12 protein-coding genes are annotated in these 18,697 nt (G+C 36.0%); 1 reads left to right on the forward strand and 11 read right to left on the reverse strand.

From position 1 onward, the window contains the following. Positions 1-17 precede the first annotated feature (17 nt). From acear_RS12210 to acear_RS12410, 3 genes are all read right to left on the reverse strand, one after another. Complete coding sequence (locus acear_RS12210) at positions 18-1,886, reverse strand: PAS domain S-box protein (RefSeq protein WP_013278796.1); 1,869 nt, start codon at positions 1,884-1,886, stop codon at positions 18-20. A 147-nt stretch (positions 1,887-2,033) separates the two neighbouring features. Then, complete coding sequence (locus acear_RS09480; protein WP_013278797.1) at positions 2,034-5,231, reverse strand: AfsR/SARP family transcriptional regulator; 3,198 nt, start codon at positions 5,229-5,231, stop codon at positions 2,034-2,036. Continuing rightward, positions 5,231-5,368, reverse strand: coding sequence for a DUF503 family protein (locus acear_RS12410; protein ID WP_083771371.1), 138 nt, complete (start codon positions 5,366-5,368; stop codon positions 5,231-5,233). Before acear_RS12410 ends, acear_RS09480 begins: the two co-directional genes overlap by 1 nt. 222 nt (positions 5,369-5,590) lie before the next feature. On the opposite strand from acear_RS12410, the gene acear_RS09485 reads away from it, so the two are divergent. Then, complete coding sequence (locus acear_RS09485; protein WP_013278798.1) at positions 5,591-6,982, forward strand: MATE family efflux transporter; 1,392 nt, start codon at positions 5,591-5,593, stop codon at positions 6,980-6,982. Positions 6,983-7,020: 38 nt separating this feature from the next. On the opposite strand, the gene acear_RS09490 is transcribed toward acear_RS09485, so the two are convergent. From acear_RS09490 to acear_RS09525, 8 genes are all read right to left on the reverse strand, one after another. Then, entirely contained in the window at positions 7,021-10,134 is a 3,114-nt protein-coding gene (locus tag acear_RS09490; RefSeq protein WP_013278799.1) for an efflux RND transporter permease subunit, read from the reverse strand. After that, complete coding sequence (locus tag acear_RS09495; RefSeq protein WP_013278800.1) at positions 10,131-11,273, reverse strand: efflux RND transporter periplasmic adaptor subunit; 1,143 nt, start codon at positions 11,271-11,273, stop codon at positions 10,131-10,133. The genes acear_RS09490 and acear_RS09495 overlap by 4 nt, the downstream gene beginning before the upstream one ends. A 46-nt stretch (positions 11,274-11,319) precedes the next feature. Next, on the reverse strand, positions 11,320-12,666 hold the full coding sequence (locus acear_RS09500) for a TolC family protein (RefSeq protein ID WP_013278801.1): 1,347 nt from the start codon (positions 12,664-12,666) through the stop codon (positions 11,320-11,322). 12 nt (positions 12,667-12,678) lie between these two features. Continuing rightward, entirely contained in the window at positions 12,679-13,266 is a 588-nt protein-coding gene (locus tag acear_RS12215; RefSeq protein ID WP_013278802.1) for a TetR/AcrR family transcriptional regulator, read from the reverse strand. Positions 13,267-13,414: 148 nt separating this feature from the next. Next, the gene (locus acear_RS09510; protein WP_013278803.1) at positions 13,415-14,830 is read right to left on the reverse strand and encodes a trimethylamine methyltransferase family protein; all 1,416 of its coding nucleotides are present in this window, start codon (positions 14,828-14,830) and stop codon (positions 13,415-13,417) included. Between the two features lie 63 nt (positions 14,831-14,893). Then, positions 14,894-15,265, reverse strand: coding sequence for a hypothetical protein (locus acear_RS09515; protein WP_013278804.1), 372 nt, complete (start codon positions 15,263-15,265; stop codon positions 14,894-14,896). A 110-nt stretch (positions 15,266-15,375) separates the two neighbouring features. Beyond that, positions 15,376-17,349 (reverse strand): hydantoinase/oxoprolinase family protein, encoded by a 1,974-nt coding sequence (locus tag acear_RS09520; protein ID WP_013278805.1) that lies wholly within the window; start codon positions 17,347-17,349, stop codon positions 15,376-15,378. A gap of 75 nt (positions 17,350-17,424) precedes the next feature. Beyond that, positions 17,425-18,666 (reverse strand): LL-diaminopimelate aminotransferase, encoded by a 1,242-nt coding sequence (locus acear_RS09525; RefSeq protein ID WP_013278806.1) that lies wholly within the window; start codon positions 18,664-18,666, stop codon positions 17,425-17,427. Positions 18,667-18,697 lie beyond the last annotated feature (31 nt).

Consider the following 18,697-nt stretch of genomic DNA (forward strand, 5'->3'; position numbering starts at 1 on the left):
TTATCCCTCCAATAGAATTAATTTGCCTTTTCTAATATCTGTCTATTATTCTCTAAAACATTTAAACAAGCATCTACTACTCTAGAATTATATTTGAGGCCTTTATTCTTTTTAATTTCATTTATAGCAGCATCAATTCCTAAGCTTGGGCGATAAGGACGGTGTGAAGACATAGCTTCCACTACATCAGCAACTGCTAAAATCTTTGCTTCTAGTAATATATCTTCACCGCTTAAGCCCTGCGGATAACCGGAACCATCAATCCGTTCATGATGCTGCAGAGCAACCTCTGCTATGGGCCAATCAAACTCAACCTCCTGTAGAATATCATATCCATGCCGACAATGCTGCTGGATCAACTGGAACTCCTCATCAGTTATTTCACCTGGTCTAGACAGAATCTCCGCCGGCACCTTTATCTTACCAATATCATGTAGAATACCTGCTACTTTAATTCCTTCAATCATATCAGAATGGAGATTCATCTCTCTTCCAATCTCTACTGCTAATTCTGCAACCCGCTGCTGATGTCCAGCAGTATAAGGATCTCGTAAGCTGATAACAGAACCCAAAGTATCTACCATAGAATTAAAAGTCTTCTCTAACTGCTTATGGCTGTACTCTAGCTTCTGCTTTGTTTTCTTCTCTTCAGTAATATTCTCTATCTGGCTGATAAAGTAAAGAGGATCATCATTCTCATCTCTAACTAAAGTTAAATTAATATCAGCCCAGACAATATATCCGTCCTGATGTAAGTATCTCTTTTCAAACTCAACTGTTCGCTCTCCGCCATCAATTAACTGATTCCATAGGTTAATGCTTCTTTCTCTATCATTAGGATGTGTTATATCAATAAATGTCTTCTGCAGCATCTGCTCTTTACTATAACCGAGCATATTACAGAAGGCATCATTAGCCTTTATAAACTCTTTATCTAGATTAATAATTGTCATCCCGATATTGGCTTTTTCAAAACTGCTGTAAAGTAATTCTGCATTCTTTCTAAACTCATCTTTAATCTCTTTCTTTTCTGTTATATCAAGCAGCGAAACTATAATCTCAGTAGTTTCCGGAATTAAACCTGCTGATATCGAAACATGCTTAGTCCGCTGGTCTTTAGTAATAAATCTTACTTCTTCTTCAGATAATAACAAATTACTACTGTTCATCTTTTGCTGCAGATACCCCCTGACTTTATCTACATCATCCTGATGAATAAAATCCATCATCTCTACATCTTCTGGCAGTTCCTCAGTATAGCCTGATAACTTCTTAAATTCATCATTGGCAGCAATGATTTGCCAGGAAGAATCTAAAACAACAGCTGCTGTTTCTATTGTATTAAATAACTTCCTTTTCTCAACTTCGGTCTTATACAGCTCATAATGATTACCCAACATCTCAGCTGTTATGTTAAATAATTTAAGCTCACTTTCTGACCAAAACTTTGGAGTTTGCCTCTTAGCAGCACCGATAATCCCTACGAGTCTTTCTTCAGCATCAAAAATCGGCACTAATACCAAAGCTGATACATCTAAAGACTGTATAATCACCTGCTCCTCAATTAATTCTTTGGATAATTGAGAGCTATTATTGATAATATATTCTTCATCTTGAACCAATTTGCGAAACTTCCAACCTAATTCTTCTATCTTAGCCTGGGATAAATCCTTAAATAACGGTTGATAATCCATAGCTGTCCATTCATCAATTTGTTTATACTTAACCATAAAATTAAATATAAAGATACTATCAACTTCAACTTCATCACCTATAATCTCCAATATCGGCTCAAAATCAGCTTCTTTAGTTAACCGCAGCTGGTTAGCTATCTCCATAACTGCATCATCTAGAATTAAGTTCTGTTGGTTATCCTCTGCTTTCACAACTTTACCCCTCCTTCTTACAATATTTATCGAATATTTTAGGTTATTTTACAAAGTAAGTCTAAATCAGATATATGCTAACATTTTTCCCTTTCTAATTATAAACATCAGACTTACAATTCACTTACAAAATAAAAAACAGCACAATTAAGTACTGTTTTCTAAAGTCAATTTCTGATAATAATCTTCTATCTCGGAAATTGGATTGATATTTAATTCTTTGTTCAAAATCCCCTTACATTTCTGATAAGTCTTAACAGCAAAGGAACGCTGCCCTAATTGCTCGTAACTCTTCATCTTATATAAATATGCCTGTTCAAAATATTTATCGATGGCCAAGATTCTATCTGCTAACTGAATAGATTCTTCATATTCCCCTTGCTTAAAGTAATACTCTATCAAATTATTGGCTGTATCTAAAAATAATCTAATTAACCGCTCCCGTTCTATATTAATCCATGACTTATATAGGTCATGAACCAAAAAATCATCTTGATAGAGTTCAACAGCCTGTTGATAATAATTCATTTTTACTACTCCATCTTTAGTCCTATCTCCTCTCTTGATTGCTTCCTCAAAATCGGCTACATCATATGAATAACTTATTCTCCGATTCAGACCATAAGATAAATTATGCCGAACGATAAAGTAAGGCTCTGCTCCAGACTCTCTATTTGGCTCTAATATCTGATTTAAATTATTTAAGGCTACATTAAAGCTGCGTTTAGCTTTATCAATCTCTTTATCAGGCCACAGCAGACTACAGATTCTTTCCCTAGGAATCAACTCATCATAATTAACCAAAAATAACTTAAAAAGCTCTTTAGACTTTTTACGAGTCCACTCCTCCTCCACAACCTCTTCTTTACCACAGCGGCGCCAGAGTCTAAACTCTCCGAAAGCCTTTATCTTCAAACAATAACCGGGATGTCTATCTAAATTAGATAGATTAAATTCACTTAATAATTCATTAACATAATCAGCTTCAATCCCTCTATCCCTGGCCTCAATTAAAACCGGTATGAAATCATTAAGACTTTTCACTCCAATAAATGTTTCTTTTAAAAATAGATAATCATAAGAGTTTTCTCTGGCTAACTTAAGTGTCTGTTCTATAGTAGGCTCAAACTTAGTCTCACAGCCTAATTCATATGTTACTGCTGAAATCAACATTAATACAGTACATAAATATAATTTATTATCCAGTTTTTCAAAACAATTCTTAGCTTCTTCAAAATATTTTAATGAATCTTCTGAATTTTGAGAACTATGATAATTTAACCCAATGCCATAATATGTTATAGCTACTCCATACTCTGTTTTAGCGAATTTTGTTAAACATTCTTTTCCAGATTCAATCCCCAGTTCTGGATTTCCATAATATGCTTCCCAGAAAATCAAGTCAACCATTAACATACTTAAATACCAGCAAGAAGAATCTAAATTATTCTTTAAAGTCTCAAAGTATTTTCTTTTAGATATTTCCTCTTTCCGCCTGCCGGCCATCCGATCAACAGTTGCCCCTATATATTCAAAAAAAGTCTTTTCAATTCCCTTAGCAGCAACTATTTTACGCCAAACTAATTCCTGGGCTTGATGAATATTACCGCGAAATAGATTAATTACAATTCTTATATAATCAAGGAAATATGAATATCTCTCCTGATTAATCATTATTTCTTTTATCAATTTCTGAGCCTGCAGTAAATCACCACTTAGAAAGGCTAACTCTGCCTTTAAAGTATTACATTCAATATCATGTGATTTTAATTTAAGTATCATTTCCTTTGTTTGGCCTATCTCCCCCTGATAAAAACAGGCTTTTGCTTTTAAATATAGAAACTCTTTCTGCTGCTTATCAGAAAAGAGATGCTTGTAATTTATTAATTCATTAAAGTATTCTACTCCTTTAATTGAATGTAAGAAAAAATATAGTCTGCTGAGTTTAAATAAAGCTGAAATTAACCCTTTCTTATTCTGCTGATCTTGAAAATACTCCCTTGCTGTCTGGTACTCTTTAGCAGCTAAATCATACTCTTCCTCCTGATAATATATATCACCTTGATAAATATGTAGATATGGATGGGATAAATAAGTGTCCTGGGATAAAAAATCTAGACATTTTTCCAATAGATTAAATTTTTCTCGCTCTTTCCAATCACTTATATTCTCAATTACCAACTTTACAATTTCTTCCTCATCACCTACCTGTAAGATATGATAAACCACTCCATCATCCCGACCTTCATTATAATAAATCTCTTTGGCTTTATTATGTAATAGATTATAATCATACTTCTGTTTAGCTGTATATTCCAAAAATTCCTTAAAGAGATTATGATAACAATATCCATCATCATCATCTATTTGATAGAGAAATGCCTGACTGGAAAGAAGCTGTTCTAATATCTGTTGGCTAATATTAATATCTAATAATTGATTACAGATATCAACTTCTAATTTTTTTAATATAGAAGTCTGCAGTAAAAAATTTATCAGATAAGGATCCTTATCTGATAAATAATCCAAAACCTCACAATTAAAGTATTCAACAAGTAGACTAAAGCTTTTACTATCCTCAGCCATAACTTCTTCTGGATTATTTCCCTTATCCATTTCCCTAAGCATTAAATCAACTGCTAAAATCCAGCCTTCACTCTCTTTTAATATTTCTTCTATTCTTTCCGAGGTAAGCTGTAGGTCATACTGTAATAAAGCAAATTCTTCTATCTGCTGTCTGTTTAAAATAAAGTTCTCTTCTTCTATTTTCAAGACTCGTCTTTCTATCTGCCAGGAATATAGACTTGGAAAATTAACTTCCAAGCGGGTAAGCAGTATTAAATGTACAGAAGAAGGGAGAAACTTAATAAAGTAATTAAGTGAATCAATAATATCTTTATCCTCACAGGCAACATAAAAATTATCAATGATTAAATATTTATTACCGTTTAATTTATTGATCAATAAATTAATTAAATGTACAACAACCTCTTCTACTCCTATCCCTCCTTGATTTAATTCAATTATTAACTCGTCCAATAAATCTGTAATCTCTTCTTCCCTAAATCCAATAGCTCTACAGATATTGGACCAAAAAGAAATAATATTAACCTCCGCTTTCTCAATACTGTACCAATAAAAATCAGCAGAATATTCCTGATGAATAAATCCAACTAAACTAGTAGTCTTTCCATAGCCGGCTTTAGCCTCAATAATTGTTAATGGATATGTAGATATATTTTTATATTTATTCCATACCTTTTTATTTTTCCAGCTGGCAATATTATAATTAGATGGTATAAACTTAGATTGAATTTCTACTCTATCCTCCATTCCTTCCTTCATCAACTAACCTCCTTAAAACTCTCTATAAACTTCACCACTTTACTTAACAGCTGATCTATATACTTACTGTCATTATTGATAGTTACTATCCCGATAGTTGCCAACTTTAAATTATCATTCTTATCCACTTCAGCCACTGCTGCATTAAATTAATTCTTAAACCTTTTTATCATACTTTTGATGTCTAATCAACCCCTTTTTCCTAACTAATTCATATAACAATTTCACCATTATAATTTCTGAATATAAACTAATATCAAATTAAATTAGCAAAATTGACATAATAACTTAATAATGTTATTATGCAATGGATAGAATAATCTTAAAATCAAAATAATCGGTTAGGAGGCTATTACATAATGGCTAAAAAATTCAAAAAACAGTTAGGTAAACAGGTCGATTCAACTAAAGGATCTATTATTAAATCACTCTTTCATCTATCCTGGCCGATTATCTTAAGCAACTTAATGCATATGACATATAACTTAGTTGATACTATCTGGGTAGGAAAGGTAGGAGCTAAAGCAGTAGCGGCTATCTCATTAAGCTTTCCTATTGTCTTTGTTCTATTATCCTTAGGTATCGGCTTTACAATTGCTGGTACTACCTTAGTTGCCCAGTATACCGGAGCTGAGGAAGGTGAAAAAGTAAACCACGTAGTTGGACAGATATTTAGCTTCGTACTCAGTATTGCTCTTTTCTGTTCAGTAATCGGCATCATCTTTACTCCTGATTTCCTCAAGTGGATGGGAGCTTCTAAAGAAGTACTACCGCTGGCAGTAAGCTATATGCGGGTCCTCTTTGGCGGTATGACGTTTATGTTTATCTTTTTTATTTTTTCAGCCTTGCTGCGCGGCAGCGGCAATAGCATTACACCTATGAAGCTAATGTTTGTTTCAACTTTAATTAATATTATTCTCGATCCATTCTTAATCTTTGGAGTCAGCTTTTTTCCTGAATTAGGGGTCACCGGAGCAGCAGTAGCTACTATCTTTTCCCGAGCAGTAGTAGCTGTTATAAGTATTTATTTCTTATGGACAGGAAAGTATGGTCTACACCTAAAATGGCATCATTTAAAGTTTGACTTTAAATTAATTAAAGAAATAGTTGTTTTAGGAGCCCCTGCTGCTATTGAACAGTCAACAAGAGGACTAGGAATGACAGTTATGATGAGCATTGTTGCCCACTTTGGAACTATGGCAGTAGCTGCTTTCGGTATCTGTACTAGGATTTTATCCTTGGTAATAATGCCTTCTCGGGGCTTTTCTACAGCCACAACTACTATGGTAGGACAGAACTTAGGAGCTAATAAAGTCAGCCGGGCTGAAAAAAGCGCTTATATCAGTACTGGATTGAATTTTATTCTCCTATCTATTTTAGGAGCTATCTTCTTTACAGTTCCTCAACTTGTCATTAAAGTATTTAATGATAATCCTGAAGTAATAAGAATAGGCAGCTCATTTATACAGATTAATGGACTCTTCTTTGGATTTATGGGAGGGTTAATAGTAATTAATGGTGGATTTCGCGGAGCTGGAAATACTCTTTCAGCTATGTTCTTTTCCATCTTCTCCCTCTGGATTATAAGAATTCCTTTAGCTAATATCTGGAGTAAGGTCTTTGAATGGGGGACTAATGGGATCTGGTGGGCTTTTGTTATCTCTAATGTCCTCGGAAGTTTAACCGCTATTCTCTGGTTTAAACGAGGCCATTGGAAGAAAAGCATTATTAATAAGGATAAAAAAGCCTGAGACCTATAAAACCATAAATCTCAGACTATAGTACTAACTTAACCTGCTATTTTATCCTTTAACTTTCCGGGAACGGTAATAAGAAAGTCCTTAATCTTTTCTAAGCTTAAATATAAAGTAGGAATTACTAATAGGGTTAAGAAGGTTGCTGTTGTTAATCCTCCGATTACTGCAATCCCCATTGGAGCCATTCCTTCAGAACCGCTACCCCAACCAGCCGCTACTGGTATTAAGCCTAAAATCGTCGTCAAGGCTGTCATTAATACTGGACGCAGTCGAACAGGACCAGCCTTTAAAATTGCTTCCCTCCTCCTTAAACCTCTATCACGAAGAAGATTAATATAATCAACTAAAACGATAGCATTATTAACTACTATTCCAGCCAGCATAATAACCCCAATCATAGAAGTAGCACTGATAGTTTCTCCGGTTAAGAAGAGAGCTGCTAAAACCCCGATTAACGTCAAAGGTAGAGTCAGCATTACTGTAAATGGATGCAGCAGCGATTCAAACTGGGAAGCAAGCACCATATAAACCAGTACAATGGCTACTGCCAGAGCCATGCTTAAATTTTTGAAGGTTTCCTGCATATCCTCGTTCTCACCGCTGTATTCAATGCTATAATTAGGCGGTAATTCAATATTTGATTCTACTCTGTCGCTTATATCAGCAACTACACTTCCTAAATCACGATCTCCTAAATTACTATAAATACTGACATGGCGCTGCTGATCCTCACGAGTAACCTTTGTCGGACCTTCTGTTTGAACTATCTTAGCTACAGAATTCAGCGGAATAAACCGGCCTTTAGAAGTCATAATCTTCATTGAATTCAACTGTTGTATCTTTGTTCGATCTGCTTTAGCTAATCTGACCTTAATATCAACAGTATCACCATCTTCAGTTCCATGATACTGAGTTGCAGTCCTTCCATTAACATAAGTTTCAACTGTCTTTCCTATTTTATTTACTCCTAAACCGAGATCTGCTGCCCGCTTGCGGTCTACATCAACCCTAATTTCAGGCTTTCCTTCATCAACAGAGCTGTGAACATCTCTAGTACCTTTTACTTTCTCGACTTCTTTTTTGACTTGATCAGCTATAGACTCAAGTCTATCCAAGTCACCACCAAAGATCTTAATTGATAATGGAGAATCATCGCCTCCACCGCCACCGATCATACTGGCTTCAGCAAATCTTATCTCTGCTCCAGGAATAGACGGTAACTTTGATCGAATTGATTCTTGAATCTCACTAGTGCTTCTCTCCCGGTTCTCTTCATCTACTAATCGAACCATAAACATTGCTTCATTAGAACCGCTAGTACTTCCTTTGCCGCCAGTATCTCCTACTAAATTAAAAGCTACCTGTACTTCCGGTATCTGTGTAACTATCTTTTCTATTTTCTTTGCTTCTTGATTAGTAGTTTCTAAACCAGTCCCTACAGGCAGTTCTATCATTATCCGGAAAGAATCCCGTTCAGAATCAGGCATAAACTCCTTACCAATAAAGGGAAACAAAGCCAGTGAAGCAGCAAATAAGATTACTGCTATAGCAAGTACTGTTTTACGGTGATCTAAACACCAATCTAATATCTGGCGGTATATATTCAGCACCTTATTGGCAGCCCTAACAGTTATTTTTTCTTCTTGAGCATCATCTTCTTTTACATTACTAAAGCTTAATAATCTAGCCGATGACATCGGTACAAAAGTAACAGCAATAATAAATGATGCCAGTAGTGCAAAAGCGATCGTCATTGAAAACGGCCCAAATAATTCCCGCGCTATTCCTTCGACAAATGAAATCGGAATAAAGACAGCTAATGTAGTCATTGTCGAAGCAAAAACTGCTGTACCTACTTCATCACTACCCTGTTTAGCAGCTCTAATAGGGTCGGCCCCTTCGTGACGCAGATGGCGGAATATATTCTCCAACACTACAACTGAATTATCAACTAACATTCCTACTCCTAAAGCTAATCCGCCAAGCGTCATCAAGTTGAGAGTATATCCACTATAATACAGCAAACCAAAAGCTGCAACAACAGTTATTGGAATAGCAGCTCCAATAATAAAAGTACTGCGAAAGCTTCTTAAGAATAAAAAGAGTATAATAACCGCAAATAATCCTCCAACAAGCACATTCTGCTGGACAGTAGCAATAGACTTTTTGATAAATTTAGACTGATCACGCGAAATGTCTATATAAATATCTGATGGAAGATCCTCTCTTATTTTATCCAGTTTCTCTTTAGCCCGGTCAATAACTTCTACAGTATTGGCACCAGACTGTTTGGTAACCATTGCTCCTACAGTTTTTCTTTCATTAACCCGAACATAAACACTTCGGTCTTTATATCCATCCTCAATTTCAGCAACATTCTTGATTGTAATCGGCTTCTGCTGACGCATAGTAATAATTACATTTTCTATATCTTCAATACTTTCAAACTGTCCTTCAGTCCGCAGGAGATATTCAGTAGGCCTTTCTGTAATCTCACCACCAGGTAGATTAACATTCTCCTGGTGCAGAGCAGCTGTCACTTGATTAATCGACAAATTATAGCCTTCTAACTTTTTACGATCAACATTGATATTAATCTGCCGGTTTTCTCCACTTACAATTGAAGCTGAAGCTAAACCGGGAATCTTTTCTAACTCATCTTTGATATTATCCTCAGCAAACTCTTTTAGCTCCAATCCGCTCCGGTGATCAGATGAAATACCAAAAATCATAATCGGTATTTGGTCTAAATCTATTTTCCTTACTATCGGATCATCTGCTTCATCAGGTAAATGCTCTTTAATTTGACTGACCTGTTCTCTAACATCAACAGCCGCCATATCCATATCAGTTCCCCAGTCAAACTCCAAAGTTACCTGGGATAGATTTTCTCTAGATGTTGAACTTACGGAATCTATATCATCTACTGTAGCCAATCCTTCCTCTAACGGCCGAGTAACTGACTCTTCTATCTCCTCTGGTGCAGCACCGGAATATCGAGTAGATACTGAAACAACCGGTATCGTCATATCAGGATATAAGTCCACACTCAAACGTGTAAAGGCAATACCACCTAGTACTATAATAATTAAAATTACCATTACTGTTGTTACAGGACGGTCAACTGAAAAGTCCGATAACTTCATTCAGTTTCACCCCATTCTGTAACTTCAACCTCGGTACCGGACTGCAGATTAGCAGGGCCGCGAACAACAGCCTTCTCACCCGGTTTGAGTCCTTCAGTAACTACAATTCGATTATTATTAGCTGGACCTGTCTCGACATCTCTATTTTCTACAGTTCCATTCTTCACAACTAAAATCTGCTGACTGCTATTCTGCTCTTTGACTGCCGCTTTAGGTACTACCAAAACATTTTCTAATTCATCAACTAAGATTCTGCCCGCTGCAAACATTCCCGGCTTAAGCAGTAGTTCTTCATTAGCCAGCTGAACTGTTACTTTAAGACCGCGATTTGACGGATTTACTGTAGGAGCTACTTTATTGACTTCACCTGTAAAAGTCCGTTCAGGATAACTATCTACTTCAACAGTTACACTTTGGCCCACTTCAACCTTAGTTAAGTCAGTAGTAGATATACTCCCTTCAAATTCTAATGGTCTCAACTGAACTATTTTAGCTACAGGATTACCGGTTGTGGCCATCTCCCCTAATTCTACTCTTTTCTGAGCAATAACTCCCTTAATGGGACTTTCGATTGTTGTTTTATTCAATTGAGTCTCGGCTGAATTCAAGGATGCTTTAGCCTGCTTCAGCTGAGCTCGAGCTACTTCATACTTGCTTTTAGTAGAATCATATTCACTTTTAGAAATTACATTCTTTTCATACAGACTTTTAATCCTTTTAAACTTTTTACGAGCATTATCTAAACGAGACTTAGCTACTTCTAAATTTCCTTCTACCTTTTCAACTTCTGCCTGTTCCATAGCCTGATCCAGTTTTAATAATAACTGTCCCTTATTTACCTGGTCATTCTCTTCAAACTTTATCTCTCTAACAACTCCCGAAATCTCCGGTACAAGATTTACTTCTCGATAAGCTGCTAATTCACCAGTAAAGTCCAGTTCTACTTTAAGATCATCTCTTGTTGCTTCAGCTACCTGAACTACTAATTTGCTATCTTTAGAATCTTCTTGTTGTACACTTTCCTGCTTCTTTGGTTCAGAATCAGCTACTGCCTGTTCACTTTGAGAACTACAGCCAGAAATAACTAGGCTAAAGATAAGTAGACTAGCTAATAAAATAACTAACTTTCCATTCTTCATCTAATACTCCCCTCCCTAAACTGAAGACTATAATAACTAACCCGACTTAATTAGATCTACTTAAATCAGTTTCTGAGTTATGTACAGATAAGTAAGACATTCCCATCGACTTTAGTAATGCTGCTTGATTAATATAGTAATCATAAACAGACTGCTGATGATCAGTCTTAGCTTTAGAAAGCTCAACCTGAGCATCAATTACTTCTGTGTTAATTGCTACTCCTTCCTTATAGCGCAACTTAGCTAATCTTAAGTTTTCCTGGGCGCTTTCTACTCTCTGCTTAGCAGTTGCTTTCTGTTTTCGGCTTAAATCCAGATTTAAGAAACCCTCTCTAACTTCAAGATCAATAGACTGCTTCTTCTTATCCAGAGCAGATTCCTGAGCTTCTAAATTAGACTTAGACTGCTCAACTAAGGCTTCATTTTCGCCTCCGTCATAGAGATCCCATTCTAAATTAACTGTTACTGACCAGAACTCATCACTCTCAGGATTAAACTCAGAACCTTCTTTCGATACCTTTCCTGATAAAGCCAAATTCGGATTATCACTCTTTTGCGCCCACTTTAATCCCTGACGTAGAGATTTAAGTTCAGCCTGCAGTGAATTTAAGTCGGACCGCTTATCAAAAGCAGAATCCAACGCTTTCGGCATTGATAAATCCACCTCTGGAAACCCAATATCTTCTGTTAACTCTATCTGTTTACTTCCCTTAATTTCTAACTGATTCTTGAAACGCTCCCGGGCTAACTGAAGATTATTCTTAGCCTGTAGAAACTGCTGTTGGACCTCACTCTTCCGCACCTTCGTCTGCAGCAAATCAGTCTTAACTGCATTTCCTGCTTTCAGATGGGCCCTTGTCTGTTTTAAATGTTCTTTTACCTGTTTTAATGATTCCTGATTCACTCTAACTAACTCTTGGGCCTTGAGAATCTCATAATAATTCTGCGTAATCCGATAGGCTAACTGCTTCTTTTGGTGCTGATACTCTTCTTTTATATTCTGCCACTGGTATTCTTTCTGTTTCACTTTCAATTTAGCCGGCGTCTGATAGAGTAAGTAATTTAGATTCAATTGATGGCTATATAAATCTTTAGAAGCATTTATAGAGTTTCTGTTTATACGTTGCTCTTCATCAAATCTGGTATAACGAGAATTAATAGAAACTCTCGGCTTCAGTTGAGCCTCTACTTGTTCTACAGCCGCCCTAGCTGCTTCCATTCTTGATTTTAACTGCTGAAGCGATGAATTACGCTCCAAACCTAGCTTAATTCCTTCTTTTAAATCTAACTCAATTACTTCCTTCTCTTCTGCCTGAATACTGACTGTACAGTTTAATAGTAGTCCTAACACCAATAATAGAACTAAACCTGTAAGTCTATCCTTCTGGAACATAGTATCCCCCCTCTAGTTTTTCTCACTGATTCCATTAATAAATAAGTTATAGATTATATCAGTTAACTCTTCTACCTTAGAATCTTCATCGGTTGAAGTAAGATAATAATCAAATCCAAAACTGTGAATAATTCCCTGTAGCGCACGCACAGCATCATCTGAAGCCACATCTTCTACTGCTTCAAATTCAATTTCTGATTGAATAATTTCTTTAATGACTCCTCTATACTTCTTGCGTATTTTACAAAAAGCTTTCTTAAATTCTTCATCCATACCGGAAAAACCGGAGATAATCGACTTGGATAAATCAGCCTCCTCAGCAAAATAATTAAGCTCTCTAGTAATAATAGACTTAATCTTAGCTTCAAAGCTACTCTTATTCTCCTTATCCTTCAGAGCTCCCTGATAAAGCCTGTTAACTCTGGATACAATCAATGACTTGAATAAATCCTGTTTACTATCAAAATAGAGATAGATCGTTCCTTTAGCTATATCTGCCTGCTCAGCAATCTCAATTACTGTTGCTTTAAAGAATCCTTGGTCTGCAAAAACTTCTGCTGCTGCCTCTAAAATTCTTTCTTCTTTATTATCTAATTCCATTACTCCCATCCTTTCTTTAGAAAAATAACCATAAATGACTGACTGGACATTTTTTAGTTTATAGTATATAACCTTTGTTGTCAAGTAAAAATAACGTCATAAGGAATTAAAAAAGCCATGAGAAAATACCTCATGGCAAATAATAAATTTATAGATTCTCCATAAAATCAGTTAATTTTTTCTCTATTACCGGATCTAAGTAAGGTTCTTCATAATCTTCAAGCATCTGCTTCCACTTCTCATTAGCTCGTTCAGCCGCTGTAGTTTTTTCGTCCACGGCACTATAACCAGACCGATTATTAATAATCGGTTCTCTATGATCTTTCATGTGATTTAAAGTATGTGATTCTGATAGATAATGGCCTCCGTGTCCAACTTCATCAATCAAGTCTTCAGCCAATGTATCTTCATTAACCTCAATTTTTCGATGACAATTCTTGACCATACCTAATATTTCTTCATCAACAACAAACTTCTCATAAGACATAGTCATATAATTTTCTAGTAATCCTGCACAGTGAATCTGGAAATTGATTCCATAATTCATTGAAGTCATAAAGTTCATCATTGATTCATACCCAGCTTGAACATCAGTTACTAACGAATCAGTCAGTACTCCTCCATTCCGGGAAGGCATACCGTAATAACGGGCTAACTGAGCAGTAGCACCAGTATACTTTGTATACTCTGAACTACCTACAGTTAAAGCTGCTGTCTTCATATCAGTAATTGTCGAAGCAGAACCATAAACTACCGGTGCTCCTGGATTAACCATCTGAGCCAATACAACACCAGCTAATACCTCTACATTTTGTAATACTAATCCACCAGCGATAGTTATTGGACCTGTAGAACCACCCATAACTAACGAAGCAATAATAGAAGCTTGATTATATCTAGCATGTTCCAAAATAGCACCTACCATCTTAGTATCATACTTCAAAGGAGTAGTTGTACTAACGATAGATATATTTATCGTTCTATCATCAATAATTTCATCTTCACCGAATAATAAACTAGTCATCTTAAAGCAATCGCGGGCCTTTTTCTCGCCTAAAGCACTACTCATCAGTGATTTATCGGAATATTTGGCACCTGCATGAATCATCTTAACATGTCGTTCTTCCTCAGGAATATCATTCATTTCTACTAATACTCCACCCAATGTATCAAGGTGGCCACTTGCTGCAGACAGCTTAGTAAAGTTAACATAATCTTCATAAGTAGATTCGCGTCTTCCATTTTCAATATCTGTTACATAAGGCGAACCAAATCCTGGAGCAAATACAGAATTTTGCCCTCCTACTTCTACTGTATTTTCTGGATTTCTAGCATGTAAAGTAAAAGTTTCTGGAGCTTTTTCAACATAATCTTCAACGATTTTACGCGGTAAGTAAACTTTCTTGCCCTCAACTTTAGCTCCATTTTCAGCAAAAATTTCTCTTGCTTCCTCATGCAACACCTCCATACCAGTATTCTCAAGTAAATTCATTGATGCTTCATGGATCTGTTCTACCTCTTCTTCGGATAAGACATCCTGTGGTTCAAATCTCCGTTCTAGCATTTTTATTAACCTCCTTTTAAAATCAAACTCATAATAATTTAAATGCATTTTTTATGCCAATGATTAAGTAATAAAATTTTGAGACTGTCTTTCATTCATAGCCATTAAACAGAACGTTCCAAAGGTTATATTTGAAAATACAATAGAACATACTATAGTTGCCTGCACAGGACATCCCTGCCTCTTTGAACATTGATTACATAAAGCACTTTCACTAGTATCCCTTACAAACAGATCTGTTTGTTGAGGATTTAACATTAATTGATGGGTTATACAGCCCGGTCCTCCTCGATCATTTATTTCCTCTTGATACTTTCCAGTTCCTACTAAAACTTCTAGATCATCATCAACTATACAGATTTCATAATCTAAAACGGCCGCAAAAGCATCAGCTACCTGCTGTATAAAATCCTCTATTTCTTTCAATTTGCTCATTGAACTCCTCCTTGATTATCAATTATGTAATCAATTTACATTATTAATGATATATACCACTGGCATATTTCTACAAATTAATCAAATTCCCTTCATTATTTCATTCTTATCTATTTTAGTTTAGGTCTGCCCATAGCTATAACTTCAATTACACTCGTTATATATAAATCATCACTTTCACCAGATTGAGAAAAACTAATATAGACATCATCATGATCAACCATTACTTCTATATCAACAGCTCCAGACTTTTCTACTTGGCTTCTAGCATATTCTTTTCCAGCTTCTTTAGCAAATTCAACAGCTGACGTTAAATCGGAAAATTCTCTTCTTTCTAATGGAGCATAAGCTATATAACCGCTGCCTGTATCAGGCTTGATTTCTATTTCTACTCGCTCAATAACCTTACCTGTTACAGTTCCCACGGCGTTAGCTACTTCAGAATAATCTGGTATCTTTAAAGAAGCATTTAATTTATCAGCAATCTGTGGAAAGTAAGCTTCTACTGGTGCTCCAATGGCAACAATAGGAAGTTTCATTACCGCTGAAAAATCTATTAATTCTTCTAATTCTTGATTACTACCGAACATTTCCTGTAACAAAAACTCAGCCAATGAATCCTGCTCCCATTCAAAATTAATTCCTTTATCCTTAAGCAGCATTTCACTAATTACTAATGCTACTTTATAATAGATTTCCTCCCGGACATCAGTAATAAATTCTCCTTGAGTAGTTCCATAACGACTAGTCATTATTTCTACTCCTAATTCTGCTGCCTGCTTATTCCATCTATCCAGTTCACCTTCAGCATGTAGAATATCTGTAGGAGTTAAAGAAGCGCGATAGACTGAACCTATATTGACCAACCGTTGCCAGAATAATAAGTTTGTACTTTTATTTAATTTCTGGCCTAAATGGTACAATGTCTGAGGGCCTTCCTCTTTAATTATCTTTAAAATTTTTGTTTCTGTTCTACTGAGATCAACATTTATAGGCTCTTTAATAAAGAAGAGAATATCTGTTGGCTGTGAATTAATAGGAAAGCATTCCCCCTCTTTGATTTCTTTTAGCTGATCTATTAAATATTCCTCTTCTTCTATAGCCCAAGCTAAAGGATAGACCCGCTGGGGACCGATCTGGAGTATACCATCCTTTGATATCTGGACATAACTATCGCCCCCGACGCCAATAGTAACAATATCAACTGCCTGGACTCTAGTCAACCAGCCGCCAACCATAGCACCTTCTTCGTTCAAACTGGGATTTCCATTCTCCAAGAGAGCAACATCAGTAGTAGTTCCACCCATATCTACTACTATACCATCTTCTACATCAGTCAGATATGTAGCTCCAATTAAGCTAGAAGCTGGTCCAGATAGGATAGTTTCAATTGGCTTCTCTTGAGCTACTTCTTCACTCACTAGACTGCCGTCACATTTAACTATCATTAACGGAGCATCGATTCCTTTATTATCCATACTCTCTTTTACTGCTTCTATTAATTCAGCAATAATAGGAAGTAAGCGAGCATTTAAGACAGCAGTAGTTGTTCGTTCATGCATTCCCAACGAAGAAGTTAACTCATGACCACAAACTATAGAATAATCAGTTATTTCTTGAATTATAGACTTAACCTTTTCTTCATGTTCTGGATTCCGAATACTAAAATAACTAGAAACAGCAAAAGCATCTACCTGATCTTTCATAGACTGAACTGCCTCTTTAACTTCTTTTGAATCCAGATTTTCCCGTTCCTCACCTTTAATTGTATGTCCACCGCTAACTTGAACTATATGTTCTGTTGGTAGTTCATTTTCAATTTCAAAACCAACCAAAATTAAACCTACTTCACAACCCTGCTCCTCCACAGTAGCATTGGTAGCTAGAGTTGTAGACAAAGATACCATTTTAATATTATCAAAATCTACTTCATCTAAGTTATTCATACACTTATTAATCCCGACTGCCAAATCTCGGCGGGTAGTAAGAGATTTTGCTGTATCATAAATTAGTCCTTCTTCTACATCCATAACTACACCATCAGTATAGGTTCCACCAGTATCAATCCCCAGTACAAAACCCATAAGGACTCCTCCTTTTAAGATTAAATTCAGATGTACAAAAAAAGCTCCAGGAATAATTCCTGGAGCTTAATAAAACTAAAATACAAATTTAGCTCTAGATAATCTATCTTTAATTTCATCAATTACTTGCTGTTCCTCTTCTTCTCCCTCAGCTACAAAAGTAACAGAAAATCTTACAAAGGAACCAGCATCATCCCAAGGAACTGCTGAAATCAGATGTTCCTTAATTAGATATTGACAGAATTCCTCAGCATTCTCAAACTCAATACCATCTTCAGTTCCTTTTGGAATTGGAACATAGAGATAAAAGGAACCTTTCGGCTTCTCAGCTTCAAACCCTAAATCCTGCAGTGCATCAACTAACATATTATGACGTCTAGAATACTTTTTAGACGTCTTTTCTGTAATCTCTGGATGGTTTAAAGCATATACACAGGCTTGTTGAATCGCCTTAAACTGACCAGAATCATTATTATCCTTAACAGTAGCAAAGGCATTCACAACTAACGGATTCCCAGCTACAAAAGCCATTCGCCAGCCAGTCATATTGAAGGCTTTGGATAGTGATTGAATCTCAATTCCTACTTCTTTAGCTCCCGGTACTGACAAGAAAGACAGCGGCTCATAGCCGTCAAAGGTCAATCCAGCATAGGCAGCATCGTGAATTACAATAATATCATTTTCTTTAGCAAACTCTACTACCTCAGCAAAGAATTCTTTATTGGCTACAGCTCCAGTTGGATTATTAGGATAATTGATATAAAGTAGCTTAGCCCTCTCTTTCTCTTCTTCATTTAAACTGTTTAAATCAGGTAAGAAGTCATTCTCTTTAAGCAGCGGTAGACTAACTACCTCACCGTCTAACCCTTCTGTATTAGTACCCATTACTGGATAGCCAGGCGTAGTCATAATCGTAATATCGCCGGGATTAATGAAAGCCGAAGGCAGCATAGCTAGAGCGGGTTTAGAACCAATAGAGTGATTTATCTCCGTCTCTGGATCTAAACCTTCAACATCGAATACTTCTGCCATATATTCAGCAGCTGCTTCCTTAAAGGCAAAAATACCATTATCTGCATAACCGCGGTTTTCCCACTTCTGAGCTTCTTCATAAAGCCGTTCAATAACTCCATCATCAGCCATCCAATCCGGCTCACCAACACCTAAATCTATTAATTCAACCTCTGGATTTTCTTCTTTAGCAGCTTCTTTAGCCCGCTTGATCTTTTCAAACTTATAAAGTACATCTCCTTTACCAAACTGCTCACCACCGATTCTTTCTGCAAACTGCTGTTGAATATAACTCTCTTCTGTCATACTCATCTCCTCCTTAGATTAATTTAGTTAA

The organism is Acetohalobium arabaticum DSM 5501 (genome assembly GCF_000144695.1).
GTDB lineage: Bacteria > Bacillota > Halanaerobiia > Halobacteroidales > Acetohalobiaceae > Acetohalobium > Acetohalobium arabaticum.